This is a genomic window from Flexilinea flocculi (assembly GCF_001192795.1).
Classification (GTDB): Bacteria; Chloroflexota; Anaerolineae; order Anaerolineales; family Anaerolineaceae; genus Flexilinea; species Flexilinea flocculi.
In genome coordinates this window covers 2,208,979-2,235,753 of record NZ_DF968181.1, presented here as the reverse complement: position 1 = coordinate 2,235,753, position 26,775 = coordinate 2,208,979, and the positions used below count along the sequence as shown (strand labels likewise).

The 26,775-nt window shown below is 41.7% G+C and carries 20 protein-coding genes; 6 read left to right on the top strand and 14 right to left on the bottom strand.

All coding sequences use genetic code 11. The features are described 5' to 3' along the window. Positions 1-10: 10 nt before the first annotated feature. From ATC1_RS14255 to ATC1_RS14220, 8 genes are all read right to left on the bottom strand, one after another. Positions 11-1,363 (bottom strand): hypothetical protein, encoded by a 1,353-nt coding sequence (locus tag ATC1_RS14255; protein ID WP_062283812.1) that lies wholly within the window; start codon positions 1,361-1,363, stop codon positions 11-13. Continuing rightward, positions 1,360-1,704, bottom strand: a complete 345-nt coding sequence (locus ATC1_RS14250) for a hypothetical protein (protein ID WP_062283809.1) — start codon at positions 1,702-1,704, stop codon at positions 1,360-1,362. Before ATC1_RS14250 ends, ATC1_RS14255 begins: the two co-directional genes overlap by 4 nt. A gap of 5 nt (positions 1,705-1,709) precedes the next feature. Continuing rightward, positions 1,710-3,074: an extracellular solute-binding protein gene (locus tag ATC1_RS14245; RefSeq protein ID WP_062283806.1), complete on the bottom strand. Its 1,365-nt coding sequence runs from the start codon at positions 3,072-3,074 to the stop codon at positions 1,710-1,712. Positions 3,075-3,497: 423 nt separating this feature from the next. Continuing rightward, on the bottom strand, positions 3,498-4,490 hold the full coding sequence (locus tag ATC1_RS14240; protein ID WP_062283804.1) for a M42 family metallopeptidase: 993 nt from the start codon (positions 4,488-4,490) through the stop codon (positions 3,498-3,500). A 38-nt stretch (positions 4,491-4,528) separates the two neighbouring features. After that, positions 4,529-5,614 (bottom strand): M42 family metallopeptidase, encoded by a 1,086-nt coding sequence (locus tag ATC1_RS14235; RefSeq protein ID WP_082174821.1) that lies wholly within the window; start codon positions 5,612-5,614, stop codon positions 4,529-4,531. Beyond that, the gene (locus ATC1_RS14230) at positions 5,611-6,696 is read right to left on the bottom strand and encodes a zinc-binding metallopeptidase family protein (RefSeq protein WP_062283801.1); all 1,086 of its coding nucleotides are present in this window, start codon (positions 6,694-6,696) and stop codon (positions 5,611-5,613) included. Before ATC1_RS14230 ends, ATC1_RS14235 begins: the two co-directional genes overlap by 4 nt. Positions 6,697-6,863: 167 nt before the next feature. After that, positions 6,864-7,760 carry a vWA domain-containing protein gene (locus ATC1_RS14225; RefSeq protein ID WP_082174820.1) on the bottom strand — a complete coding sequence of 299 codons (897 nt, stop codon included), beginning with the start codon at positions 7,758-7,760 and terminating at the stop codon, positions 6,864-6,866. Positions 7,761-7,801: 41 nt separating this feature from the next. Next, entirely contained in the window at positions 7,802-8,896 is a 1,095-nt protein-coding gene (locus tag ATC1_RS14220; protein WP_062283798.1) for an ATP-binding protein, read from the bottom strand. Positions 8,897-9,405: 509 nt separating this feature from the next. On the opposite strand from ATC1_RS14220, the gene ATC1_RS14215 reads away from it, so the two are divergent. Together ATC1_RS14215 and ATC1_RS14210 are read left to right on the top strand one after the other, a co-directional pair. Further along, positions 9,406-10,626: a LysM peptidoglycan-binding domain-containing M23 family metallopeptidase gene (locus ATC1_RS14215; RefSeq protein WP_062283795.1), complete on the top strand. Its 1,221-nt coding sequence runs from the start codon at positions 9,406-9,408 to the stop codon at positions 10,624-10,626. A 162-nt stretch (positions 10,627-10,788) separates the two neighbouring features. Next, a complete protein-coding gene (locus tag ATC1_RS14210) occupies positions 10,789-11,994 on the top strand; it encodes an AI-2E family transporter (RefSeq protein ID WP_062283792.1) in 1,206 nt (401 codons plus the stop codon). A 261-nt stretch (positions 11,995-12,255) separates the two neighbouring features. Here the strand turns inward: ATC1_RS14210 and metG are convergent, their stop codons facing one another. Beyond that, positions 12,256-14,067 (bottom strand): methionine--tRNA ligase, encoded by a 1,812-nt coding sequence (gene metG / locus ATC1_RS14205; protein ID WP_152024328.1) that lies wholly within the window; start codon positions 14,065-14,067, stop codon positions 12,256-12,258. A gap of 465 nt (positions 14,068-14,532) precedes the next feature. On the opposite strand from metG, the gene ATC1_RS14200 reads away from it, so the two are divergent. From ATC1_RS14200 to cysS, 3 genes are all read left to right on the top strand, one after another. Then, a complete protein-coding gene (locus ATC1_RS14200; RefSeq protein WP_062283788.1) occupies positions 14,533-15,756 on the top strand; it encodes an MDR family MFS transporter in 1,224 nt (407 codons plus the stop codon). Between the two features lie 551 nt (positions 15,757-16,307). Continuing rightward, the gene (locus ATC1_RS14190; protein ID WP_062283782.1) at positions 16,308-17,387 is read left to right on the top strand and encodes a PIN/TRAM domain-containing protein; all 1,080 of its coding nucleotides are present in this window, start codon (positions 16,308-16,310) and stop codon (positions 17,385-17,387) included. Next, the gene (gene cysS / locus ATC1_RS14185) at positions 17,384-18,799 is read left to right on the top strand and encodes a cysteine--tRNA ligase (protein ID WP_062283779.1); all 1,416 of its coding nucleotides are present in this window, start codon (positions 17,384-17,386) and stop codon (positions 18,797-18,799) included. The genes ATC1_RS14190 and cysS overlap by 4 nt, the downstream gene beginning before the upstream one ends. A 123-nt stretch (positions 18,800-18,922) precedes the next feature. Here cysS and ATC1_RS14180 read toward each other — a convergent pair whose 3' ends face one another. The 5 genes from ATC1_RS14180 to ATC1_RS14160 all read right to left on the bottom strand — a co-directional run bounded on the left by ATC1_RS14180 (position 18,923) and on the right by ATC1_RS14160 (position 25,539). Further along, positions 18,923-20,461 (bottom strand): amidohydrolase, encoded by a 1,539-nt coding sequence (locus ATC1_RS14180; RefSeq protein ID WP_062283776.1) that lies wholly within the window; start codon positions 20,459-20,461, stop codon positions 18,923-18,925. 137 nt (positions 20,462-20,598) lie between these two features. Next, entirely contained in the window at positions 20,599-21,468 is an 870-nt protein-coding gene (locus ATC1_RS14175; protein WP_062283774.1) for an ABC transporter permease, read from the bottom strand. Continuing rightward, the gene (locus ATC1_RS14170; RefSeq protein ID WP_082174819.1) at positions 21,465-22,391 is read right to left on the bottom strand and encodes an ABC transporter permease; all 927 of its coding nucleotides are present in this window, start codon (positions 22,389-22,391) and stop codon (positions 21,465-21,467) included. The genes ATC1_RS14175 and ATC1_RS14170 overlap by 4 nt, the downstream gene beginning before the upstream one ends. 3 nt (positions 22,392-22,394) lie before the next feature. Continuing rightward, positions 22,395-23,987: an ABC transporter substrate-binding protein gene (locus ATC1_RS14165; RefSeq protein ID WP_062283768.1), complete on the bottom strand. Its 1,593-nt coding sequence runs from the start codon at positions 23,985-23,987 to the stop codon at positions 22,395-22,397. A 388-nt stretch (positions 23,988-24,375) separates the two neighbouring features. Further along, the gene (locus ATC1_RS14160; protein ID WP_172667799.1) at positions 24,376-25,539 is read right to left on the bottom strand and encodes a M20 metallopeptidase family protein; all 1,164 of its coding nucleotides are present in this window, start codon (positions 25,537-25,539) and stop codon (positions 24,376-24,378) included. A gap of 710 nt (positions 25,540-26,249) precedes the next feature. Between ATC1_RS14160 and ATC1_RS14155 the strand changes: the two genes are divergently transcribed. Next, positions 26,250-26,774: a winged helix-turn-helix transcriptional regulator gene (locus tag ATC1_RS14155; RefSeq protein WP_172667798.1), complete on the top strand. Its 525-nt coding sequence runs from the start codon at positions 26,250-26,252 to the stop codon at positions 26,772-26,774. Position 26,775: the final 1 nt, after the last annotated feature.

The window sequence follows — 26,775 nt, the reverse complement described above, 5'->3', positions numbered from 1 at the left end:
GCAAACTTTATTACTTTTTTAAGAACTCAACTGCATAAAGGGCATCCTGATAATCGGGTTTTATCGATAGTGCTTTTCGAAAACACTGTGCAGCTTCTTCCTCTTGGTTACGGAGTATCATCGCCCACCCTTTCCAAAGCCATGATTCCTCTGAGTGAGCATTAATTTTCAAAGAATAATCTGCATAGGAACCTAATTCATCTGCGTTTCCTGTATGAAACGCTGCAGCATACAAAGATGGATTATATAGGAAAAATCGCTGTGGAATCGATAAATTTTGAATAGATCTGTAAGTATTCCATGCCTCTTCATATTGTTCATTTTGCGCTAACACAACAGCGATATTGAGCCATGCGTATACATTTTGCGGAAGCATTTCTGCATCTTTGCGGAATTTTTGAAGAGCTGATTGAAAATTATAATCCTTTTCCCATTGATCTCCGAATATCTGCTGTACACGCCATTCATCATCCTTGGGATATACAACCATGTATTTCCGTTGGTAGGCATACCAGTCTGCCATGATTTGGTCATAGGTATCGTTGATTCGGTCACCGATGAAAGGATCCTGATAAGTGATTCGATTTTCGTTTTTATCCAATCCCGTAATGAAAATATACCGACTGTCTTTCAAATCATCACCATCCCATGCCGGGAATGTTTTTTCCCTTTCAATACGGATTATTACGGGGTATCCGGCAAAAACCAGGCGTTCCAGCATATTTGTATTTCCGTTGATTCGGATCTGACATCCTAAATCCGGATATATTGCGTGTAGGTATGTCTCCATTTCTTCAAATGATACAAATGGATCAAAATAGTCCGGTTTTATTTTTTTCGCGATCAGGTACTGACTTTCGGTCTTTCCATAAAATCGGATTGCGGCGCTCAGAACAGCCGGACCATCGTTTTGAAAATCTTGATGTTCAAAAACCGGAGGTATTAAAAATGCTTTGCTGTCTTCTTCATCAGGAGCAGCTATTGATTCGGATACAGGCCGCTGTGTTTTAATGATCCAGGCGATTCCGGGCGTAGGAGTCACCAGAGGACTTTGATCGACACGATCTTGTTCGAGATTGATATTTTCAAGATTTTCTGCAAATATTACTTGTTCCGGCGGCATTTCAATCGTCGGATAAATTGTGGGAATACGAAATAGAAGCGGATTCGGAGTATGAACAGGTATCAAGAGACTTTTTGCATAGGATTGGGCATCAATCACATGCCATCCAAACAGTTGACGAATGCGTGGAACACGAATACTCCAAATGCTGAAAATCGCAATTCCGATGATAAATAATAAAAATATCGGCCAGATTGTCTTCTTTTCCTGATAAAAGAAAGGCCGTTTTTTTTTCCTCATGTTTTTCTATGTTCATTCTTTATAGAAATAAGCGTTCCGATCACAATAATTAACACAAGAATCGTTCCGCCTAAAATGATCCCATTGGTTTGATTTTCATTTTCAAAAAATTCACGCGGAAGTTTTGGATAGTTTTCCGGTAAAGGGGTCAATGTTGGTAAAATTATCGCAGACTCGTCCATCTTTGCACTTTTTAAGAGTCCCCCGTCTTTACTGTCCAGCGTTATAATCCGGAACGGATCTGCAAGGATTAAAGCAAATATTACAATCGTGATCAGAATAAAAAATGGAATCCAGTAGATCCTTTTATTTTGTTGCTTCTTAAATTTTTCTTTGCTCATTTTTTTTATTCCAATTCTGAAATAGCTTCCTGAGCAGCCTGCTCCGGTGTAGTTTGGCTCTTAATCACTTTTGAAACAGCCATGTTTAAAATTGGTGATATTTTATTCAAGATTTGACTTTCCGGAAGAAGCGCCGCATCAGGAAGGATTTTGAGAATCGTGTCATAGGATTCATCTTTCTGCCATTCTACATGTTCGGATTGTCTGACAGGGAAAAAACCTGCATTGGCTGTCCAAATATCATTGAAAATTGGATCTGCCATCTTTTCAGCAAACTGAATTCCAAGATTTTGAATCTCTGCATTGCTTGTAGTAACTGCTATATTCCATGTATTCATCAAAGGGTACCTTTGATTATCTGTGAATAATGGAATTGCCATGGCTTTGATATCGGGTCCTTTGTTGTGCTGGAAGGTCGAAAAATTCGAAATGATAATGCTGACCGAGCCTTCTAAAAACATTTGCCAGTTTTGGCTCTGATCAACCACTTGTGCCAGAGAAGGCGGGAACGCGCCATTTTGTCCGCCTGTCAGGAATAATTTCAGGGTATCTACCAGAATAGACTGATCCAGCCATGGCTGGCCTTTGTCGTCGATCAGTTTACCTCCTTTTGCCAGATAGATGAAGGTGGGGAATAATCCGTCAGAACTGGCTGGGACAAAGGCAATAGGAAGTCCACGGGAGAGAATATCCTCCCATGTCGTCATTGCTGCGCCGGTTTTGCTAGCCCGATAGACCATGACCAATGTGTCACCGGCAATTGGTATTCCATAAATATAATTCTCTGCAGCCGAGGATTGTTTTGCGTACGAGTACCAGGAATTCGCTTCAGAAAAAATATTGGTTGTAATGGGGTAGACTAATCCTTTTTGCACAGCAGACAAGAGATCATTGCGGTTTAGGATGACCAGTGAAGGGATAACATCCGGGGCGGCATTTTTTGCGGCGGAGAGTGCGCTTAATGCACTACCATCACCAGTAATCGCTTTGACCCTGAAAGTGATGTTAACCCCTGGATGTTCTTCTGTGAATTTACCTATGAGATCTGTCAGAATTTTCGATTCTTTCGTATTTTGTGAAGGATCAAATTGCGGTGGAACCCAAATCACAAGATTTTGTATGTCCGGTATGGATGCATTTTCTGGAGATGGTGTTTGCTGTAAGGATTCACTCGTCTGTGTGTCTTTCAGGGAAATTGGTGTGACTGAAATTGTTGTCTCAGTGATATTTTCCGCAAGCATAGTAGAAGCATCGGTTTCTTTTAAGAGATTGATCGAATCAATCAATATCGAACATCCTGAAAGGAAACTGCAAAAAATGAGGATGCTGAAAATTGTGAGATAAGGTTTGTTCTTTTTGTATTTTCCCATAGTTTCTATCCCCAGTTTCAAATACTTCCCTCTCTTATTAAAAGCGTATTTCCAAATTTCGAATTACTGTGCTATCTCGACAATTCGAAATTTTGGGCGGATCTTCGTTGATGTGATGTTTTTGCTCTTCGCATAAAAACATCACATCAAGTATTTTTTTCCCGATTGATTCGAATTGCTGTTCTATCCCCGATTATAGTGTGTTGAAAACAGAATCGCTTAAAATTAAGCATTCCAATGACAGATAATACAGAAGAGATTCATTCACTCCTTAAAACCAGATAAAATCCAGATTAACAATTATGCCTCCCAAAAAAACAACTTGACAGCAAAACTTCTTTTTTTATTTTAGAAAACTTTTCCAAAAATCACATTGCTGTTCAAATAAGCTGTAGATCCAATCGCTGTTTCTGCCGCTTTGCATTATAGAATAACCGGTTTGTCTAAGATTTCTGTGAGCAAACGAATGGAATTTTCAACATCATCCCAATCTACCATTTCTGAGGGTGAATGGACATACCGACAAGCCACAGACAGGCAGCCGGACGGAACGCCTGAGCGGGCGAATTGAATTGCACCGGCATCCGTTCCAGCAAATCGCAGAACTTCCATTTGATATGGGATCTCTTTTCTGTCAGCGGCATCGGTCATTGCTTTGATAACCATAGGGTGAGAAATCAACATACTATCTTTAACTTTTACGCAAGGTCCTTTTCCAAGGACCGGATTTAGTTGTTCTCCTCCCGGCACATCGGAAGCGATGGTTACGTCGACCGCGATTCCCATGTCGGGGTCAATTGCATACGCAGAGGTAACGGCGCCCCGAACGCCAACTTCTTCTTGAACGGTAAAAACGAAATACAGTTCGTTCGGTGAGTCTTTTATGGATTTTAACGTTTCGATCGCTATGAGACAGCCAATCCGGTCATCAAGTGCCTTTGAAACCACACGACTTTCCAGATCTAGAAACGGTCTGACAAAAACGCCGACATCTCCAACTTTTACCGGGCAGTTATCTTTCGATGAAGCTCCAACATCGACAAATAACTGTGTGACATCCGGAATTTTATTCATTTTTTTTGTCTCTGCGTAAACAACTCCCTCCGTACCATTCATGAATTTAACCCGGGAGCCGAAACAAGTCAACGGATTGATCCCCCCGATAAAGGCGATGTATACAAAACCATCTTTGTCAATATGAGAGGCCATCACACCCAACTCATCCATATGCGCGGAAATCATGATCCGTTTTCCGTCTTCCTTTTGTACTCCTTTTCTGGCGATCAGGTTGCCCAGCGCGTCAATATGAATTTCATCCACAAATGGTTCAATTTCTTTTTGTATAAAATTTCGGATTTCTTTTTCATACCCTGAAGGACCAAAGGTCTGGGTCAATGTGTTCAATAAATTTTTCATTCATTTCTCCTTATCAATCAGGACGATGATTCAAAGAATCAGCGGTCAGCTTTAAGAATATCAGCATGCAGATGAGCAAGTGCGGCGGTCATTAATTGGAAATGTTTTTCCCAATCAGCAATACGAACAATCATGGCAGCAGTGTGGGCATATCGGCCGGGAACAGAAACGGATGCTGTCGGGATGCCATTCTTTGATAAATGAATTGCCCCCGCATCGGTTCCACCGGGTCCCGGCTGACGAATCTGGTAAGGGATCGCATAGTTTTCACACAGCGAGGTCAGAAAGTGTATTAATCGGTAATCATACATGGTGCGTCCATCTGATGCATAAATGGCAGGTCCCTGGTTCAGTTTGGTTTTGTAGTGTGTATTTTCAGATTGATCCCAGGCAGGCTGATCGTTAGCAGGTGTACAGTCAATTACAAAAGCTACATCCGGATCATAGCGAAACGGGGCAACGGTAGCTCCGCGCAATCCGATTTCTTCTTGAGCGGTAAATGCGGCGATTAATTCGATATTTTCCGGACAATTCTTGATTAATTCGATTAATGTGGCAACACCGATCCGGTTATCCAGCGCTTTACCGCAGACGCTTTGCCCCATGCGGATGAATTTCGTCGCAAAAGTAGCATATTCTCCCGGCTGGATTTCCGATGTGCCAGGTCCCGTGTCAATTCTTAAGGTATCAACAGATAAGATTCGTTCGCGTTCTTCTCTCGTGGATAAATGAACTGGGCAGGCGCCGATCACCCCGGGTTTCTGCTTTTTCCCAACCTGAACCGGTTTTCCAGCCAGAGCACGCTCATCGATTCCGCCAATCACTTTGAAGCGGAAAATCCCATCCGATTCTTTTTCCACCAGCATAAATCCGACTTCGTCCATGTGAGCAGCGATCAATACTTTCAGCGGTTTTTCAACTTTTGCTTTCTTAAGTGCGATCAGATTCCCCAGCGCATCGGTGTGCAGCTCATCAACAAATCCGGCAATCGAATCTCGTATAATTGAACGGACTGCAATTTCGTTTCCGGATACACCAGCGATGTTACTCAGCGTTTCAAGCAGTCCAATCATCTCATCAGTCAATATAGGGAGATCGATCAATTGATCATTCGTGTTATTCATTGCTCATCCTCCCATACAATTTTTTCTATGAAGTCCGGCGACAGTCTTGCAATGAATTCAGCCATCAGATGACCTGTCCGCATAACGTCTTTAATCGAGATAATTTCAACCGGCGTGTGCATATAACGCAGCGGGATGCTTAGCAATATTGTCGGTACACCTGCTCCAGTGATTTGGATTGGATCGGCGTCGGTTCCCGACATTAACGGTTGCGGGGATAATGTATAGGGAATATCAAGCTGTTCACAAAGCTGTTTGATCTCCGCAAATAACATGGGATGCAGATTCGCACCATAGCCGATGGAAACGCCGCTTTCCAAAGCAACCGTCCTCCATCCATCCGCACCAGGGCCTTTAGCAAATGTAACATCAATTACAATGGCCAAATCCGGCAGAATGTCAAAAGGAGAGGTAGCGCCACCCAGAAAAGCAGTTTCTTCCTGTGTCGTCCCGACAGCAAAAACATCCCAACTGTGCCGCATGTGCTGCAGTTCTGTCAGACATTGCGTCACTGCTGCAACCGAAGCCCGATTGTCCAGGCTGTGTCCTGCAATGCAATCCGTTGGAAGCTCCTGCGGTAAATTCGCATAGGATATAATATCTCCTACGCGGAAAGTTTCTTTTACCATTTTTTCTTCCAGGCCGGTATCAATAACTAACTGATCTAAAGGAACCGGTTTCCCTTCATATGATTCAGAAAGCAGATTCGGAGCAAGCTGAACAATGATTCCTGGAAAATCTCCTTTTTGACTGTGAATGTTGACAAATTGTCCTGGCAGAATTCTTGGATCAAATCCGCCAATTGGTGCAAAATACAAGAGTTCACCGGAGATTTTTGCAATGACCATGCCGATACCATCCATGTGGACAGCCAGCATCAGCCGTTTATTGGGTTTTCCGTCTTTCGATGGACTGCCCCGTTTTATACCGTAAAGATTCCCGATCTTTGAAACTTTCACTTCATCGACAAATGGTTCCCATGCTTTTGCGATGGCATTTGTGACGGGAGTTTCGTAACCGGAAATCCCGGGCAGAGAGATAATTTCACATAAAAATTCTTTGATTTTTGTTTTTTCTTCCATATCTTCCCCGGAAAAGGTTTCGTGGTAATTAATAAAATTATAAGTCTGAATTTCGAATCGCTGGAACTAACAAACCGCAATTTCGAATAATAACTCACCTTTCAAGTCAATCAACAAAGGATTTATTCCATATAATGGATCGATAAATCGAGAATCAACTTTATCCGTTACAACTCTCTTTTTACTGTTCTGATTAATTCATCTGCTTTCAAACCGGCGACCAGATAGCACGGCGCATCCAGTTGTTTGGCAAGTTCAACCGCCAATCCCTGGTCAAATGTGTATTGTTCCATGTCAATAACAATACTGCGAAATCCTTCATCACGGATTTTTTCTGCAATTTTTCTGGACTCGATCAACGGATCATAGTTTCCCATCGCCACATTACCAGCGCCGTCTGTCAAAATTATTAATAGAGCATTAACATCCGGATGCGTTTGCTTTTCATGTTTCAGCAACTCATATGCTTTCCACAATCCAGCGGATAGCGGAGTTTTCCCTCCTACTTTTACGCGTTTCATGGATCTTTCCGCAAGCATCACAGAATGAGTAGGCGGTAAAATAACTTTTGCTCCATCTTTTTGGAAAGTAATCAGTCCGACACGATCCCGCTGTTGATACGCATCTGTCAAAAGTGATAAAATCGCACTTTTTGTAATCGCCATTCGTTCCTGAACGGCCATCGACCAGGATAGATCTACTAAAAAAAGAAGCAGATGGGAGGATTTTCTCATCCGTACTTTTTTCATGATATCCTGTCTTTGAACGATCAGTTTTTTTGATTTTTCGTTAGTTTTTCGTGATTTTTGAAAAGGAGCGGCAGCCCGAATTGTAGCATCAAATGCGATATCCCGAACTCTGTCTATGGCAGGTCGTGCTTTGACATAATAACCTCGAAGGTCTTTGGAAATGATGCGTGTTCTTTTTCCAGAATTTTTCTTTTTTGAGACTGACGGTGTGTATTCGTTTGTGATCAGCGGTGTATCGAAATTAAAATTACGCGCGCCGTCCCACCAAGCACCTTGTCCGGCATTAAAAATGGTATCGCCGGTATGTGAATACATCGATGAATTGGCAGGAGCGACGGTAGCGATTGAGCCATCATTTAAATTTTTTTTTCCTCATCATTTAATTCTGATACATTTTTGTAATCAGAATTTTCAGGGGCGTTTTTCCCGCGTAACTGTTCAATTCGATCTTGTAATTCTTCGGTACTGATTTCTTTTTCCGCAAAAGGTCCTTTTTGGAGTCTGTGGGGTAATGCCAATTCTGCCGCCATCGCGATATCTAAATCGGTAATATAGGTTCTGCTGTCAAATGCAGCTTGAGCGACGGCTGTTTTCAGGATGACCAGATCTGCGCGGTGGCCTTCCACCTTCATAGAAGCAGTCAGTGAAGCAATTGAGATCAAATCATGGTTCTGATAGGTGACATGGGATAGATTTTTTCGCGCAGTGATAATTTTTTCTGAGAGAATATTCTCTTCTGTTTCCCATTCGCGGCAGAAAGCATCCGGATCTCTTTCATAGCTGATGGTTCGTTTAATGATTTCAACACGATCCCAGGAATCTGAGATCCCAAAAATATCCACAGCATGGGCAAAACGATCTAATAATTGCGGACGTAAATCACCCTCTTCGGGATTCATCGTACCCACCAGAATGAACCGTGCCGGATGAGAAAAAGAAATTCCTTCGCGTTCAATTCTGTTGACACCCATCGCAGCAGAGTCCAACAGAATATCAACAACATGGTCTTCCAGAAGGTTTACTTCATCAATATATAACAATCCGCGGTTGGCAGCTGCTAAAACTCCAGGTTCAAATCGTTTTTCACCGCTCTGGATGGCTTTCTCAATATCCAGTGTGCCAATCACGCGGTCTTCTGTCGCGGAAACTGGCAGGTTGATAAAAGGTGTAGGCCGTAAAATGACTGACATGGGAATATTCTTGGCCTGGCGTTCTTTACATTCCGTACACCAATGTACTTCATCAGAAGGATTACATCCAAATCTGCATTCTGCGATGACTTTTTCCTGTGGCAATAAAGCTGCCAGTGCGCGAGCGGCAGTCGATTTTGCGGTACCGCGTTCTCCGCGGATTAGGACTCCTCCGATACGGGGATCAACAGCATTCAGAATCAGGGCACGTTTCATTCGTTCCTGACCAACGATGGCGGTAAAAGGAAATATAGTAGACATGAGTTTGATTATATTCAAATAACTGGAAATGGGTAAAAAAAAGTATTGTCTGGCAATTATTCGTAATTTCAATTTTTTTTGAAAAAGGGAAGTAAATTAATTTTCATATCGCTTGAGATTGCTTCGCTCCTGCGGAGCTCGCAATGACATGGTACGCTGTTGCAGGATTGATACGTGATTCTGTCATTACGAGGAGAGCATCAGCTCAACGAAGCAATCTGTCCCCGCAAAACAGGAGATTGCTTCGCTCCTGCGGCTCGTATGGAAATTTACGGTATTTATGTGGATAATACTTATAAGAAAAAATTGTAGCGAGATTATTTCAGAAGAAAATCGATTTGATTAATTACATCATTTTGGAGCGGAAAGATTTCGATGAGGAATACTTCAGCACAAATTCATAGAAAGATTACACAACAACAACTGCTTCTTCCTATTTTCGAATCACTGAAACCACTACCTTGCTCTGATTATTATAGATTATGATATTATGACGTACAGGAGTGTGAATGATTAATAATTCTTTTGAAAACAAGGATCAGCAATCTCAAAAGCCTGCTGAACCAAGACAACCACCCGATCCGGTTGAAAAAAAAGATCGTTGGACATCCATTTGGATGAAAATGGTATGGATGGGATTTGGCGAAAAATTTCTGCAAATCGGGTCAGCGATGATTACCCTGATTCTGATTTGTATTGTATTATGGTTTATGGGAAAGTATTATTTACGAAACCGTTCGGAGCAGCAAGTTCAGACAAGCGAGACAGTTCGCGAAACGATAACCGTAGCAGATGCGGTACTACCTTATTACAATCCCTCTTATCCGCGTTTGGAAAATAAAGAGATTCATGAGGGCATTTTTCGTTTCTCGCAAAACCATACCGATTTGCCAGCCAAACCGCGAAGCGAGGTGATCAAATATACCGTCATGCCGAATGATACGGTGATTGCTATTGCTGAAAAATACAATCTCAGTCCAAGCACCATTTTGTGGGGCAATCCGTATACATTATCGGATAATCCTCATAATTTACTGGAAGGTATGACCATCAATATTCTTCCTGTCGATGGCGTATATTATGAATGGCATGACGGGGATGGGTTGAATGGCGTATCGGATGTGTATGGTGTGTCGCCAGAGGCAATCATTGATTATCCTGGAAATAAACTTTCCATTGAGACAATCGGTGATTTCAGCCATCCGAATATTCCTGCTGGAACCTGGCTGATAGTTCCGGGTGGATCACGAGAATTTATCAACTGGTCTGCTCCATTAATTACACGTGAGAATCCTGCTGTCGCAACGATCTATGGACCAGGAGCCTGTGAAGCGGTTATGGACGGACCGCTTGGAAGCGGAAATTTTGTCTGGCCAACTACGGAGACATGGATTTCCGGATATGATTATTCGCCAGAATCAAATCATCGCGCAATTGATATTTGGGGGAAAATTGGAAATCCAGTCTATGCAGCTGATGCCGGGGTAGTTGTCTACGCCGGATGGAATGACTGGGGCTATGGAAATGTGGTCATGATTGACCATGGAAACGGTTGGCAGACATTATATGCCCATCTGGATTCGTACAACGTTCAATGCGGATATTATGTATTCAGTGGAGATGTGATTGGCGGGTTGGGAACAACGGGTAATTCGTCCGGTCCGCATTTGCATTATGAAATGCGGTATAACGGTGTTGGACAAAATCCGCATAATTTCTACCCTTATTAATGAAATGGATGTGATTCAATATCAGCAATTTGAAATATAGGGTGGATTGTTGAATCGAATTGTAAATCAATATTTCGAATTACTGATTTGACATATAAGAAAGATACATTATAGTAATTTGCAGGTAAAATCCTTCATATAATCAGTTCAGGCGGGATTTCGATGGAAACAAAACGACAATGGAGTGATACGCTGCGCTATATGGCAGTAACAGGAATTATTATTCTGTCCATAATCCTGTTCTCTTTTGCACGAAGTAATTTAAATTTAATTCTTATTGCGGGACTTATCGCATATATTTTATCGCCGCTGGTTCGATTTCAAGTCAGGATTCTGCGTTTTAAGAAAAGTCTTGCTGTAATCTTTTCTTATTTGATCCTGATTATTCTTGTTGTATTGCTCTCCAGCCTGGTAATTCCATTAATCACCAGTAAATTTCAAGTGTTCCTTTCGACAGACTGGCCAATGGTGATTCAGAGTATCGATACATGGCTCGGTGACATTATCCTTGAATTGGAAGTGAAACAATTAAAAATCGGAAGTGTTGGTATCGATCTGACGGTTCCGTTGGTTGAATTAAGAAAAACCATTAATTCCTTTGATATTTCAAAAATAAATGTTTCATCCATTATTCCGGATCTCTCACGGATGCTGCAATCTGTGATCTCAGTATCAGCAAATGTGTTGAGTACTGCTTTCCATGTATCCATCGCAATTTTAACAACCATTATGGCTTCGTTTCATTTCAGTAATGATGGCTGGAAAATAAAGGATTGGATTGCCAATCAATTTGTGGAATCTTACCGCGCTGAAGTTCGAGAACTGATCAATCGTCTTGGAGGGGTTTGGAATAATTATTTTGTCGGCGAATTGAAACTGATGATTTCAATCGGTATTATCACGTTTCTTGTCTGTACAGGACTTGGGCTGAAATGGGCGTTGTGGCTGGGGATTATTGCAGGCTTTTGTGAAGTAGTTCCCAATATCGGCCCGATCATATCGAGCTTTCCGGCAATCCTGTCCGCCATGATTTTTGGCTCGGAATGGATTCCGCTTAATAATTTTCTGATGGTTTTGGTAGTCATCGCTGCCTATCTTTTGATACAGCAAATGGAAAACATCCTGATCACACCGCGTGTTATGAGCGAAGCATTGAACATTCATCCAGTTATTATCACACTGGGTATTCTGATCTTGAGCTCAAGGCTTGGTTTGTTTGGAGCGCTCCTGGCCGCTCCGATAATTGGTATTGCAAAAGAGATCTTGAATTTTATGATGTGTAAAATTCGCAAAGAAGACCCTTATCCTGAACTGTCTCATATACCGGAATTAGATTTTGAAACGTTAAAGACTCACACTAAAAAATAACCCTGATTGATTTCCCATTCAGCAATTCGAAAAATAAAAGTGTTTGTTGCATTGTTTTTGCGTTTCGCATAAAAACTACGCAATAACATTTTTTCCTTATTTAATATTAAGTGGATATTTTGAATAGCTGTTTCTCAAAGGATTGCTGCCGAAACAGATGAAATTAACGGAAATGACTTTCATTGCCGTATAAAAAGGACCTGACAAAGTCAGGTCCCTATGATTCATGGCTGTTACGGTCATTCGAATCACAGCAATTTCTTATCCCAATTTTGCCCGTTCGATTTCGACAATGGAAGGGTCTAATTTTTTGAATAGCGGGGAAATCTCACCGAATTTTTGTCCGGCAGGCAGTTTCGACGGTTCCCATTTCCCAATCGCTTTTGTTGGGTCATAACAATTTACTGTGTGTTCGCCCAGTTTGTCCTGAATGGATTTTGTTACAAGATCCCCGAAAATCTGTCCTTCATACCCCAGCATTTTATGCAGTTTCTCCGAGGAGAAAGGAAGAATCGGAGCAAATAGTATTTTTAATGAATCGATCGCTCGTAATGCTGTATAGATTTTTCTTCCGGCAGCTTCTTTGTCGGTTTTTACCAATTGCCATGGAGCAGCGATATCCAGATAACGGTTGACTTCTGTCGCGAGACGCAGTGATTCTGCCAGGCCAGCGCGCAGATGGACTGCATCATATTCTTTTCCAACACTTTCAAATCCGGATTCGATTGTTTCCAGTAATTGTTTGTCATCTTCATCCAGATCACCTGGGTTTGGAATTTCTCCCCAATGTTTATTGGCAAATGAAATCACCCGGTTGGCAAGATTGCCCCAATTCGCAACCAATTCATTGTTGTTTCGTTTGAGGAAATCTTCCCAGTCCCAATCCGTATCCTGTGATTCTGGCATATTTACAGTCAAATAATAACGCAGCGGATCGGGGTCAAAATCTTCCAGAAAATCGTTGACAAAAATTGCCCAATTGCGGCTGCCAGAGATTTTTTGACCCTCAAGATTCATAAATTCATTGGCCGGTACATCGTACGGCAGATTCAACGCCTCGCCTTCTTTCCCGTCGAACAGAAGGTCGAATTTTGTTCCCATTCCGGATAATTGAGCAGGCCAGATCACCGCATGAAACGGAATGTTATCTTTTCCGATGAAATAATACGATTTACTGTCAGATTCTTCCCACCATTTTTTCCAGGCATCTGGTGTCCCCTGTAATTTTGACCATTCAATCGAAGCCGAAAGATAGCCAATTACAGCTTCAAACCAAACATAGAGGCATTTTCCTGCTGCGTCCTCTACGGGAACCGGAATACCCCAGTCTAAATCACGTGTGATTGCTCTGCCATGCAGATCTTCAGCTAATATTTGTCCCAGGGATTGACGGAGAACGTTGGGACGCCAATAGTCTTCTCGTGCTTTCAGAAAATTAACAACTCTGTTTTGCAGCTTACCGAGATCCAGATAATAGTGTTCCGTCTCTCTTAATTCCGGCATGGATCCATCAATCTTTGAGCGGGGGCTGATCAGTTTTTCCGGATCCAGCAAATTGCCGCATTTGTCGCATTGGTCGCTGCGGGCATTGTCATAACCGCAAATGTAACAGGTTCCCTCAACATATCGATCTGGAAGAAATTTTTTCTGAGAAGGCGTGTACCATTGCTTATCAGTTGCTTTGTATAAGTAACCATTCTCTTTTAGTGCCAAAAAAACATCTTGAGAGACTTTAAAATGATTTTCTGTATGCGTACTGCTAAAAAGATCATAGGTGATACCGACCTTATGCTGCATGTCCAGAAACGATTCATGGAATCTTTTATAAACAGCTTCAGCAGTTGATTTTTCGGCATCTGCACGGACCGTAATCGGAGTACCGTGTGCATCAGAACCTGAGACGAATAAAGTTTCTCGTCCCATCAGCCGTTGAAATCTGGCAAAGATGTCAGCCGGAAGGTAGGCTCCGGTAAGATTTCCGACATGGATATAAGCGTTAGCGTAAGGCCAGGCTGCTGTTACGAGAATTTTTTCTTTCATTTTTTGCCTCTGTTTTTGAAAAGGATTTATCATCCAATTTTTTTGATGTTACGAATCGTTGAAAATTTTATCATAGATGAGACGGGTTAATTGTGTTTTCCTGATTTTCAGCATTTCGATATGCGGGGAAAAAATGTTTGCGTTTTTATTCTTGATGGAGCTAATCTAAGAAACTGCAACAATCCTTCGATCTTTTCTAAAAAAGTCTCTTCAAATTTTGCGTATCTGCAGAAAATCCAGTCATGCGAACTATGAAAAATATTCATTTTTGAATGTATTATTTTGCACGTATATACGTTCAACAAGTTTCCTTTCTTATTTTAAAAGTCAATCCTTATTTCGAATAATTGCAAGAAATCTGAATTCCGATTGAATATGATAAACTAATGAGACTGAATTAAAAATGAGTCGTCAATATTATAAAATACTAAGAGATATTTTTCTCTCATAGCTCGAACAGACAGATCGATTTTCGAATTATTGGAGGATTGCAGATTGATGAATTTCGTACAGCCTTCTCGCGGAAAATACGGGAAATTTCCGATTCAACTCTACATTATTATGGGGAGTGCATTAATTTTCTCAATAGGGTCTTCCATGGCTTGGCCTTATCTGAATATATTTTTGCGAGAACGGCTTGATCTCCCGCTGCGTGTGACGACGTTATTGATTTCCCTCCGTTCCGTTACCGGAATTCTTGCATCCTTTTTTGCAGGTTCCTTTGCCGACCGATTTGGAAGACGCGGATTGCTCCTTACCTCCCTTTTTGGAGGTGCTACATATTATTTCCTGATGTATTCAGCAACAACTTTATGGCAGTTTGCAGTGCTAATGGGGACATGGGGCGCTTTGGATCTATTCTATTCCATCAGTTCCAGCGCTATGGTTGCAGACCTGGTTTCTGATGCTGATCGGATTGAAGCATATTCCTGGCTGCGGATGATGTCCAATTCAGGTTTTGCAATCGGGCCGATTGTTGGTGGATTCCTAGCGACAAAATCGTATGCGTTGATTTTTTACTGCGCTTCAATCGGTTATCTTATTTCTTTCCTGATTTCAATCTTGACAATTAAGGAGACTTTCTCAAGACACCTTTTACCGGTAGAAAAGATTGAGTCAAAAACGAAATTCGCTGATGTTTTTCGCGATCGAACATTTATTTCCGCAATCTTCTTTATGAGTGTCATTTTTATGGGCGCATCGGTTGTTTTTAATTTGCTCTCATTATATAGTCGTGAAACTTATGGATTAAGGGAGAATCAGGTCAGTTATGTCTATTCAGTCAATGCAATTCTTTGTGTCCTCCTTCAGCTTCCGGCTTTAAAGATCAGTCGCAGAAAGCACCCTTTAAAGACGATGATTTTTTCTGCACTATTTTATATGGTGGGAATAGGCGGATATGCGCTTTTCCCCAATGTCCTGTGGTTTTGTTTTTGTATGGCCATACTGACAATCGGAGAAATCCTCATGTCTCCGACGATGTCCGCTTTGGCAGCAAGGTTATCTCCATCGGATGCACGAGGAAGGTATATGAGCATCCTGAGTCTGGCACATCCATTCGGATACGGAATTGGACCGGCTTGTGCCGGATATCTCTATGATGTCTTCTATCCGCAGAGCATCTGGATTTTTGGATCCATTTGCGCGATGACTGCAGCATTGGGCTTTTGCGTTTTGTATCGGAAAAACAGACATTCAATTCGGCTTACAGAGCAAGGATAACGATGCTTTTTTTTATTGAAAAAAGGAGTATCTGTCTCTTCAATTTTTTTTACCGTATTTTATACTCCATTTATTCGAAATTTTGTAATTCCTTTTATTAAAAAAGAAAAAAAGTTGCTGTTTTGCCAAATTTCAGCGAGTTGCAAGAATGTCCTGATATCCATTCAGCTGTTTTATGATTCGAATCGATTGTGTCAAAAGGTAGTTATTGTAACTTTTTCTTAAGAAGAATGTCATCGAAAGAATAATGATAGTATTACTTTAGTATATCAATAATAGGGATAGAATAGTAGTTAGGGGATTTATTATATTTTATTGAATTACGAGACAGTTTCAGCGGTATTTATTGAGCAATTATTTTTCGTTCTCTCGTTTTTTTATTCAAATTTTTTCGTCTCATCAATAAATCCTCATTGTGAATCACAGCGCTGGATAAGGGAATAAGACATTCCTGTTTCTGGTGTCTGCTCGTGTTTTTTCCAGACAAATGACGCATCAGATGTGTTTCTGTTGCGCATAATCAGTATTTTCTTAGGAAAAAGGAATTATTCATGAGGAAAATTGATCAAATTATTCGAATTATTGGACTTATTGTTTTTGGCTTTAGCGGTTATTGGCTTGGAAAATCGTATGCACCGGCTTTTTTCCCAGAACGTTGGGGACATTTGCAGACAGAAATCATTTACTGCGTATTAGGAGTGATTATCGGTTATTTCCTAACCCCATTTTTCACTGTGATTCCGCTGCGGAAACTCAGCACTAAATTGAAGCTGATTCCGATGAATCGGCTGACGGCCGGTTTACTTGGCCTGTTATTGGGACTTATTGCAGCAGCTTTAATTTCGATTCCTCTCTCATTCTTGCCGGGGTTCTTTGGGAGAGTGCTGCCAATCGTTTTTAGCGCTGTCTTCTGTTATCTTGGCATTGTAATAGGAATGGCGAAATACCAGGAAATCAATGCGTTAACGATGCATCTGGCTTCTGGGCGGGCTGAAATCAATGAACCGTTGATTCGTCATGAAAAAAATGTTCTTTTAGACACAAGCGTTATTATTGACGGCAGAATTGCAGATATTGCACATACAGGTTTTATCCCTGGCATTATGATTATCCCGCGATTTATTCTGCAGGAACTACAGTACATTGCGGATTCTGAAGACAGTCTGCGGCGGCAGCGCGGAAGGCGCGGCTTAGAAATTTTGGCTCAACTTCAAAAAGAACCTAACGCAGAAGTGAAAATCAGCGATCTTGAAGTTGACGGCGTGAAAGATGTCGATGCGAAGTTGGTTGTGCTGGCACGTCAATTGAATTGTCAGATTCTTACGAATGACTATAATCTGAATAAAGTCGCTGATCTGCAGGGTGTTGGTATCTTAAATGTAAATGATCTTGCGAATGCAGTAAAATCAGTGCTGCTTCCGGGTGAAGGGCTGCAGATTAAAGTCATTCAGGAAGGGAAAGAGCATAATCAAGGCGTCGGTTATATGGAAGATGGCACAATGGTCGTGATCGAGAATGGCAGGAACTTTTTAAATCAGGATATCTATGTGGTTGTTACAAAAATACTCCAAACGGCTGCCGGCAGAATGATTTTTGCCCGACAGGAAAAGGGAACAGGAGCGAAACGGTGAGCATTCAAATCTATAACACACTGACCCGAACAAAAGAACCGTTAGAAACAATCGAACCGGGGAAAGTCCGCATGTATGTTTGCGGTCCGACAGTTTATAACAAAGCGCATATCGGTCATGCGATGTCTGCGCTGGTTTTTGATATCATTCGCCGATATCTGGAATATCGGGGATTCAACGTTCAATTCGCTATGAATTTTACCGATGTAGACGATAAAATCATTCGGAGGGCGAATGAAATGGGAATGGATCCATTTGCCCTTGCAGAAGGTTATATTCAAGACTTTCAGAAAAATATGGCTGATTTGAATATCAAGCCGGCATCCTTTAATCCGCGGGCATCCAAAGAAATCGATCAGATCATTGCGATTGTACAAGGATTGATTGACAAAGGCGCAGCTTATCCATTGGAAGGCGATGTTTATTTTCGCGTTCGTAATGATCCGAATTACGGAAAACTTTCTGGAAGGAATTTGGATGATATGCGAGCCGGCGTACGTAAGGAAGCGGATGATCGGAAAGAGGATCCGATGGATTTTGCTTTATGGAAATCAGCAAAGCCGGGGGAACCGGCCTGGGATAGCCCATGGGGTCCTGGGCGTCCAGGATGGCATATCGAATGTTCAGCAATGAATTATCATTATTTTGGCGATTCGATTGATATTCATGGCGGTGGAAATGATCTGATTTTTCCCCATCATGAAAATGAAATTGCACAAAGTGAGTTATTTACTGGTAAACCTTTTGCCCGATACTGGGTGCATAATGGAATGCTGCAGCTTCGCGGCGAAAAAATGTCGAAATCCATCGGTAATATTATCAGCATTGATGAGTTTTTGTCTCATCACAGTGCTGATTCTTTTCGTTACCTGATTCTGAATTCAGCCTATCGAAATCCGATCGTTTTTAATGAAGATGTTTTACTTCAGGCGGAAAAAGCGCTGGATCGAATTCGGTTCGCGTTTCATCCGGCAGCGGAAGGGGCAAAAGGCGCATCCGAAGACGTCAAACAAGCCCTTTCACAGCAAATCGCTGCAACCAGAAATGGTTTCGAAAGCTCAATGGATGATGATTTTAATTCTGCCGGTGCATTGGGGTATATTTTCGAGTTAATTCGTGTAATCAATTATTCCCGCGATGAAGGGGCAACTCAAGCAGAATTACAGCCTGCACAAGACTTGTTATTGGAGCTGACCAGCGTATTGGGTTTGACGCTGGATGTCAAATCTGAAAAACAGCAATCGGCAGAAGCGGATCCATTTGTTCAATTATTGGTGGATTTACGTCTTGAACTTCGTAAACAGAAAAATTGGGGATTAGCGGATCAAATCCGAAATCAACTTTCTGAAAAAGGAGTTGTTCTTGAGGATACGAAAGACGGTACGACCTGGCGTTGGGATCGAAAAAACTGATCCCAAGCGCAGTCCGAAAGCTGAATTTTCATAGATGAGAATTCAGCAATTCGAAATGCTGGGAAAATAAAAATTGGCAAATAGTCTGTGCGCACAGACTATTTGCCAATAAAACTTTTTTTCTTATTGCGAATAAATGACGTGTCCTTTGGCAATGGTCATTTTTACAGGAATGTCTTTAATTTCACTGGAGTCAACTTCTGTTGGATCAGCATCCAGAAATACCATGTCAGCAAATTTTCCGGGGGTAATGCTGCCCTTATCTTTTTCTTCCATTCCAATATAGGCGCTTCCTATGGTGTGAAAGTACAGTGCGTTTGTTGGAGAAATCCGTTCATCGGGAAGCGAATGATTAACAGCGCTGGATATTGTCAGAAGCGGATCACAGGGAGTGACTGCACAATCTGAACCGAACCCCATTGGAATTCCTTTCTTTACAATCGTTTGTATCGGATCTGCTCTCATCGCTCTGGATATACCTAACTGTTCGATGTAGGTTGTGTGATTCCAAAAATGATTGAAATTCGGTTGAATCGACAAACACATTCCCAACCGTTTCACTTTATCCATCTGTTCTTTTGTACCAAACTCAAAGTGTTCAATTCGATGCCGTATTTTCCTGCCGCTTCGATTTTGAACAGCTTCGACAGCGTTCAACACTTGTTGTGACGCTGCGTCACCAACGCAGTGTAATGCAAGCTGTAAACCGGCCGAGTGAACTTCCCAAACAAAATCTTCCAACTCTTCATCAGAATAATAAAGCAGACCGCTGGTTTCTGGTCGCTCTGTATACGGTTCCAAAAAAGCGGCAGTAAATGGACCAGAATCACCATCAACCATCACAGCGCCGCATCCGCCGATTTGTTTCAGTCCGGCAGCTTTGACTGCCTTGACATTCTTTGTCTCGGTATAGATCTTCAAATCGATGGGCAGGATATCTTTGTAATAGATAAGTCCCTTCATCTCCTCTTCGGTGACGATGGCATGGATCGATGTAACTCCATGTTCAGCGGCAATTGACGAAGCATACTTCCAGGCTGATTTTAATGTCTCTGGATTGCGAAGTCCTTTTTGAACGTAATGATGAAGTGCCGAATTAGCCAAACCGCATATTTCGCCTGTGAAACCGGCGATTTTCAAATTACAAGGCACCATACACTGAAGGCATTCTTTAGGATCCAGGTTGATTTCTGCAACCTGCAGCGTTTGGTCGGTTGTAACTGACATGTGCGAACTGCGGTCCGAGATTTGTATGATTCGATTGGGCGCAGCTTTCTGTAAGTCAAATTTATAAATATGATGTTCTTTCGGAATATGGTCTACTTCGTAATTAATTCCAATCAATGGTAAATTTGGATCTAATTTCAAGTGTTCTTCATGAATTCGATTTAAAATCATCTCCCGATTAAAAATTCCGCCTAAATCCAGCTCAAATTTTTGGACGCCCATCAGTGTGTAATGATTGTGTGCATCGATGAAACCGGGAACAATCACGGCTCCTTTTGCATCGAAAATGTCCTTGTTATTGACCGAATAGGTGCTCTTTAGATTGCTGCTGTTACCAACTGCTATGATACGCTCTCCTTCAAAGAGGACTGCCTCTGCTGACGGATGAGAAATATCCATAGTAATAATTTTTCCGTTGACAATTAACTTTTTCATTTATTCATATAACCATACCAATTGCGAATTTCTTAAAAAAATCGGTTCATTTTTCAAAATTCAGATGCACCTGCTTTTGTGAAATGATCGAATCTTATATGATACCGATTCATAACTCCAAATCTCCGGATGAATTCTTATTTATTAATCGGATCGAGCACATCGCCAAGTCCATCGCCGATCAGATTGATGCTGAGAATTGCCAGAAAAATTCCTAAACCTGGAAAAACGCTGACCCACCAGGCATTTGTCAGAAACCCTCTGCCTGCTGAAAGCATGGAACCCCATTCTGGCGTCATCGGTTGGGCGCCAAGCCCGAGATAACTGAGTGAAGCACCTTCCAGTATTGCACCGCCGATTCCCAGCGTTGCCAGGACAATCAACGGTCTTAGAATATTTGGAAGAATATGACGAAATAGAATTCTGGAATCTTTACAGCCGATCGTTCTGGCTGCTTCAATGTAATCCATTTCACGCGTTTTTAATACAGAACTGCGAGCCATCCGCATAAATGAAGGAATGGATCCAATTCCTACTGCAATAATGACATTCGTCAAACCTGGTCCCAAGACCGCCATTACGGATAACGCAAGCAGCATTCCAGGGAAAGCCATTAAAACTTCAGTCAGCCAGGAAAGAAGACTGTCAATCAGAGAGCCATAAAACCCTGCAATGATGCCTAATATTGAGCCGAAAAGCATCCCGATCACCATCGCAGCCAGACCAACCAGGAGCGAAATCCGGGAACCGAAGACAAATCGTGACCAAATATCTCGTCCGATGTTATCTGTCCCCATCCATTGATTCACATTCGGAGCGATAAACGTTGCTGTTGGATCGGCTGAGTTTACATCATGCGTTGCAAGCAGAGGCGCAAAAACAGCGATCAAGATCAAGAGAATCAGGATAACTACCCCGAGAATAAAATAAAAGTTATGGCTCAGCAATGAAAGGACTGAGGGCGGTTTGGAAATTAGGCCATGTCGAAAATCATTTATCTTATTCATTTCAATCGAACCCTCGGATCAACAACAGCATAGATTAGATCAGTAATCGTGTTGATCAAAACATAAATCACTGCAATAAAAGCAACTGTTCCCTGTACCAGTGGAAAATCACGGTTTTGTATTGCTGTAACAGCCAGTCGCCCGATTCCCTGACGGGCAAAAATGGATTCAACCACGACAGATCCGGCCATCAAATAAACAAACTGCAAACTGATTGCAGTGACAATGGGAATCAGAGAATTTCTGAGCACATGATAAAAAAGGACAGTGCTTTCACGAACACCTTTTGCCCGTGCCGTCCATTGATAGTTTTTGTTAAATTCTTCCAGGATACTTGACCGTACGAGACGTGCGAGCCAGCATGCTTCGCCAATTGCTAACGTGAAAGCTGGAAGAATTAAACCCCCCGGATCATTGCTTTTAGCGACTGCCGGAAGCCAGTTCAATTTTACAGAGAAAAACAGGATTAATAGCAAACCAAAAAAAAAGGGTGGAATCGAAATTCCGCTGATTGTAACGATTGACAGGATCTTGTCAAACCAGGAGTTATGTGAAAATGCACAGATTGTCCCGATGAGGATGCCGAATGTACTGGAGATCAATAGAGCAAAAAATGTCAATTGAAGTGTGCTTGGAAATTGTTCTTTGATCGAATCAAGAACCGAGCGATTCGTTTTTAAGGACCGGCCGAGATCACCTTGTACGACATTTTTTATATAGTTAAAATATTGGACAGGAATGGGATCATTCAATCCCAATTCCTGTCGAAGTTCTTCAAGTCTTTCGGGCGTAACTGCCTGTCTGCCCAGAAGTGCGTGGACAGGATCACCTGGTACCAGATGGAGCATCAAAAATGTGAAGATCGACACGCCGATCAATACCGACAAGGATGTCAGAAGTCTACGCCCAAGATATCTCCACATCGATTATTCCGCCGTGATTGATATTTCGTAAAGATAAGGGAATCCTTCGGGATCAAAGCGGAATCCGGCGATATTTGAATCTGCAAGGTAAACGCTGCCATAACAATGAATCGGGAGCGCGATTGCATTCTCCATGATGATCATTTGTGCTTCCTGATACAATGCTTTGCGGGCTTCTTCATCGATTGTCTGCGGAGCAGTCCTTAATATCTCATCCAGACGATCGTTGCGGAAACGGGTATAACTGGATTGATTGCCGCCTTCAATATTTTCTGAATCATAAACATAACTCAGTACAGCGGGATCTCGGCTGATCCAACCCATATTTAATATATTATGTTTGCTTGCGAAACCAAATTCAGAGATACCAGCGTCATCCAATTTTGTTATGTTGACTTCAAATCCTGCCTTTTGCAGATACGATGCCAGCAGTTCCATGAACGCTTCTTCATATGTCGGAAGGGCAGGGTACTCAATATGCAGATTCACGCCGTCTTTTTCGCGAATTCCGTCACCGTTGCTGTCAATCCATCCTGATTCTTCCAGCAATGCAGCAGCTTTTTCCGGATCATAACTGTATAGTTGGGCAGCTTCTTCGTTGTATCCCCATGTGCTGGGAGAAATCACACTATGTGCAGCCGGTTGCAGACCATAGAAAGCAATCTGTGAGATTGTTTCCTGGTCGACTGCATAGATTAATGCTTTGCGTACATTGATATCATCAGTCGGCGCTTTTTCCACATTGATCATTTGATGGGATGTCATGCCTGGATTGACAAATGTGAAGAGTTGTACATTCGGATCTGTCGCCATTTGTGATGCTTCTAAGTAAGATGGATCCTGTACTAATGAAGCTTCACCTGACTGGAATGCTGCAATACGAGTAGCTTGTTCCGGCAGAAAACGGAACGTGATTTCATCCAGCAAAGCTGGTCCGTTGTGAGCCATGTATTCAGGTGCCCAGTTGTAATCCGGGTTTTTCGTCAGTGTAATGTGGTCCTGCGTTGCCCATTCTTTCAGGATGAAGGGACCCGTGCCGACTGGATGCTGTCCATAATCTTCGCCATATTTTTCAATGGCAGCAGGAGAAGAAATCATCAGCCAGGGACGTGTAAGATCCTGCAGAAATGTAGCGTGCGGTGATGAAAATTTTACGACGACAGTTGTATCATCAACAACCTGGGTTTCTATGTAATCATAAAAAATTGTGGGGGCAGCGGCTGCAACAGTGGTTCCTTTTGCTGCACGATCGAAGGAGATTTTTACTGCTTCCCCTGTGAATTTTGTCCCATCCTGGAATTTCACATCCTCTCTTAAATGAAATGTAAATTCTGTTCCATCTTCATTAACTTCCCAGCTTTTTGCTAATGCAGGATGCAGATTTAATGCGGGATCTGCAGCGATCAGCGGATCGAAGATTTGTTGAATTAAGAATTGTTCAGGAACATATAATCCACCGGCTGGATCGAGAGATATGGGTTCAACAGAGATTCCGATTGTCAAAGCGTTGGTTCCGCTTTGGGCAGGCACTGCCACAGTGCCAAACAATACAGCAAACAGGGACAAGATTAAAACAAGACACTTTCGATTTTTCATGATTTACTCCTTCGTTTTTTTCGAGTCAAAAAATATCCCGTTCGCAAGCCTCCATCTTGATGATATTGGTTAAATTAAAAAACGAACGGACTTCTCAGCCAATAAAATAACGAGGAATTCCGTTCGTCAGTTTGTCTAAAGTTGCAAGAACATCAGCCAAAGCTGTTCAGAAAAGGAATTCCCCGCCAGGTACACAAGCACATAATTATATATAACTGGTTCTTAAAATTAAACATGCAGGTATTATAAAAAGATTAGGTGTTTCGTCAAGATATCTTATTACAATTCAGCAGTTATTTGAAAAATTTATCGTTGTTTTGAAGAAAACGCGTTAGACCGTAAGAACGACAACGAGTTCTTTTCATACTTCGACTCACTGCTGCCAGACTCAATTAAGGTATTTTATGGCAAATTCTGTATAATACCTGGCTGCTATCGATAACGCTTTTTCTTCGATATCGAATGCGGCGTGATGCAGCGGGTGCAGAGTCTCCGGTTTTTCTGGATTTGCTGATCCGATTTTCACATATAATCCGGGGGCTTTTCGCTGATAAAATGCAAAATCATCTCCAGCCAGCGATTTCTCGAATTTGGCTATGACGTTTTTCTCTCCGACAATTTCTGAAGCAATTTTTTGCCCGAATTCTGCAAGATTCTCCGGATTGATCACTGGCGGTGTAAATTCCTTAAACGCAACTACTGCTTCTGTATGGTAAGCTCTGGCGATATTCTCAGCCATGTTGCGTATCGCTGTCTGTGCGGCTGATTGGGAATTCGGATCATAATATCGAATGGTTCCTTCCATACACGCTTCATTGGGAATAATGTTATATTGTGTTCCTCCTGAAAACTTCCCGACCCCTATTAATATCTCTTCTGATGGCGAAAACTGCTGTGTGATAATAGATTGGAGACTGTTCAAAATTTGAGCTGCGGCAAGCAACGGATTCGCTGCCAGATGAGGGGTGCTGATATGTCCACCTTTTCCTTGAACTGTTATTTGAAAATAGTCACAACCAGCCATCACCGGACCGGCGGCACAACAGATTTTCCCATATTCAAGCGTCGGCATAAAGTGTATTCCAAGCGCACAATCAACATCATCAAACTCCCCTTTTTCGACAAGAATTTTTGCCCCTTCACAGATTTCTTCAGCAGGTTGAAAGAGTAATTTAACTGTACCGCCAAACGAAGCCCTGTTTCGCTGTAGCAAACGTGCAGCTCCCAGGAGAGAAGCTGTATGTCCGTCATGACCGCAGGCATGCGCTACTCCCTTATTTACAGATCGATAAGGGGTGCAACTCTGTTCTTCCATACATAATGCATCGATGTCAGCCCTCAGGCAGACTGTTGCATTGATGCTTTTCTTTTCTCCGATTACAATGCCGCAAATTCCTGTCGGACCGATGGCATAGGTCCAGATATTTAAGGACTGTAATATCTCATCGATTTTTTGTGTTGTCGTTTTTTCTTTGAGACTAACTTCAGGATTTTGATGAAAAAAGCGACGCCAGTGTATGATCTGGTTATCGAAATCTTGCGGAATATCCATTTTTTGCTCCATTCTGTCAAACTTCATCGATTCATTGCAGTGATTTGAAATACCGTCTTTCTTTTTGAATCAATTGGAAATAAAGACTGTTGTGTGATTTGAATACGGATTACACAGACAACACAACACCATAGAATCCTTTCTATATATATTGAAATCATTGGATTCTATGGTTTCTGTCTTTTTTTTGATTTTAATCTGAGAACAACTTTTTATATTGTATTTCAAGGCAATTATTACCAGTTTTGTCCATTATTACGTATGCAATTTGAAATATCGGGAGGAAAGAGTTCCCTCATCATTCAATTGGCTCTATTAAATATGGAATTGCTGATTTTTCAAATGAAAGGTTGAATTATGCTGCGAAAAGAGTGATAATCCTTCAGTGTGATTCAGCTATAATGAATCACTCCCGTTCATAGCAGAATTATTTGCATCCCTCGGGAAATTCAAATAATCAATGTAATCAGCCATTCGCAATAGAAACCAACCTTTCGAATCAATCGAGAAAACATGTTGCTGTGTTGGTTTTGCGCTTCGCACAATAACAGCACAACAAAAAAAATTTCCCCATCTTATGAAACGCTGAAATGTAATGACATTTGTTTTTGATTATCAAGACAAATGACCCTGACAAATCAGAACTGAATGGCTTACCTTGACCTTCGATGAAAACAAGGTATAATTCAGCTATTGAATATTAGATGCCTATGACGATATTAAGCCCCGATCAGGGATATGACGATAATGAAGACCTGAAAGACCTGGATATTTTGGAATTGCTTGAGGAAAATCCGAATTCCACCCAGGCAGTCCTTGCGAACAAGCTTGGTGTAGCTGTCGGAACAATTAACTGGCATGTCAAGCATCTGGTGGATAAGGGCTATTTGAAGATCCAACGACTGGAGCGCAGGAAACTCAAATATATCATTACTCCGGAAGGATTGGCTCTTCGCACACGTTTGGCAGTTGACTATATTCATTCTTCCTTTCAGCTTTATCGATTATTAAGACAACGAATGAAATCTGTTTTGGATCAATGTTCTGAAGCACATTATAGTGCTTTGATTCTAAACGGGGATGGAGACGTCGCTGAAATCTGCCGACTGACCGGAATTGAACAAGGTTTCAAAATCATTGATCAAAAAACGGCTGCTCAGAAAGAGATGAAGTTGCCGGTTGTTGATATCCAGGGATTAAAGTTGTTTTTAACAATCCCTGATGATTCGAAATAAT

Excerpts from the sequence above, each read along its gene's own strand:
- metG (WP_152024328.1), bottom strand. The coding sequence starts at position 14,067 with ATGATAAATCCTTTTCAAAAACAGAGGCAAAAAATGAAAGAAAAAATT.
- ATC1_RS14200 (WP_062283788.1), top strand. The coding sequence starts at position 14,533 with ATGAATTTCGTACAGCCTTCTCGCGGAAAATACGGGAAATTTCCGATT.
- ATC1_RS14240 (WP_062283804.1), bottom strand. The coding sequence starts at position 4,490 with ATGAAAAATTTATTGAACACATTGACCCAGACCTTTGGTCCTTCAGGG.
- ATC1_RS14235 (WP_082174821.1), bottom strand. The coding sequence starts at position 5,614 with ATGAATAACACGAATGATCAATTGATCGATCTCCCTATATTGACTGAT.
- ATC1_RS14180 (WP_062283776.1), bottom strand. The coding sequence starts at position 20,461 with ATGAAAAAGTTAATTGTCAACGGAAAAATTATTACTATGGATATTTCT.
- ATC1_RS14170 (WP_082174819.1), bottom strand. The coding sequence starts at position 22,391 with ATGTGGAGATATCTTGGGCGTAGACTTCTGACATCCTTGTCGGTATTG.
- ATC1_RS14225 (WP_082174820.1), bottom strand. The coding sequence starts at position 7,760 with ATGTATTCACATACCGGCGATACCATTTTTAATGCCGGACAAGGTGCT.
- ATC1_RS14245 (WP_062283806.1), bottom strand. The coding sequence starts at position 3,074 with ATGGGAAAATACAAAAAGAACAAACCTTATCTCACAATTTTCAGCATC.
- ATC1_RS14190 (WP_062283782.1), top strand. The coding sequence starts at position 16,308 with ATGAGGAAAATTGATCAAATTATTCGAATTATTGGACTTATTGTTTTT.
- ATC1_RS14175 (WP_062283774.1), bottom strand. The coding sequence starts at position 21,468 with ATGAATAAGATAAATGATTTTCGACATGGCCTAATTTCCAAACCGCCC.
- ATC1_RS14155 (WP_172667798.1), top strand. The coding sequence starts at position 26,250 with ATGACGATATTAAGCCCCGATCAGGGATATGACGATAATGAAGACCTG.
- ATC1_RS14230 (WP_062283801.1), bottom strand. The coding sequence starts at position 6,696 with ATGGAAGAAAAAACAAAAATCAAAGAATTTTTATGTGAAATTATCTCT.
- ATC1_RS14160 (WP_172667799.1), bottom strand. The coding sequence starts at position 25,539 with ATGGATATTCCGCAAGATTTCGATAACCAGATCATACACTGGCGTCGC.
- ATC1_RS14250 (WP_062283809.1), bottom strand. The coding sequence starts at position 1,704 with ATGAGCAAAGAAAAATTTAAGAAGCAACAAAATAAAAGGATCTACTGG.
- ATC1_RS14255 (WP_062283812.1), bottom strand. The coding sequence starts at position 1,363 with ATGAGGAAAAAAAAACGGCCTTTCTTTTATCAGGAAAAGAAGACAATC.
- ATC1_RS14165 (WP_062283768.1), bottom strand. The coding sequence starts at position 23,987 with ATGAAAAATCGAAAGTGTCTTGTTTTAATCTTGTCCCTGTTTGCTGTA.
- ATC1_RS14220 (WP_062283798.1), bottom strand. The coding sequence starts at position 8,896 with ATGTCTACTATATTTCCTTTTACCGCCATCGTTGGTCAGGAACGAATG.
- ATC1_RS14215 (WP_062283795.1), top strand. The coding sequence starts at position 9,406 with ATGATTAATAATTCTTTTGAAAACAAGGATCAGCAATCTCAAAAGCCT.
- ATC1_RS14210 (WP_062283792.1), top strand. The coding sequence starts at position 10,789 with ATGGAAACAAAACGACAATGGAGTGATACGCTGCGCTATATGGCAGTA.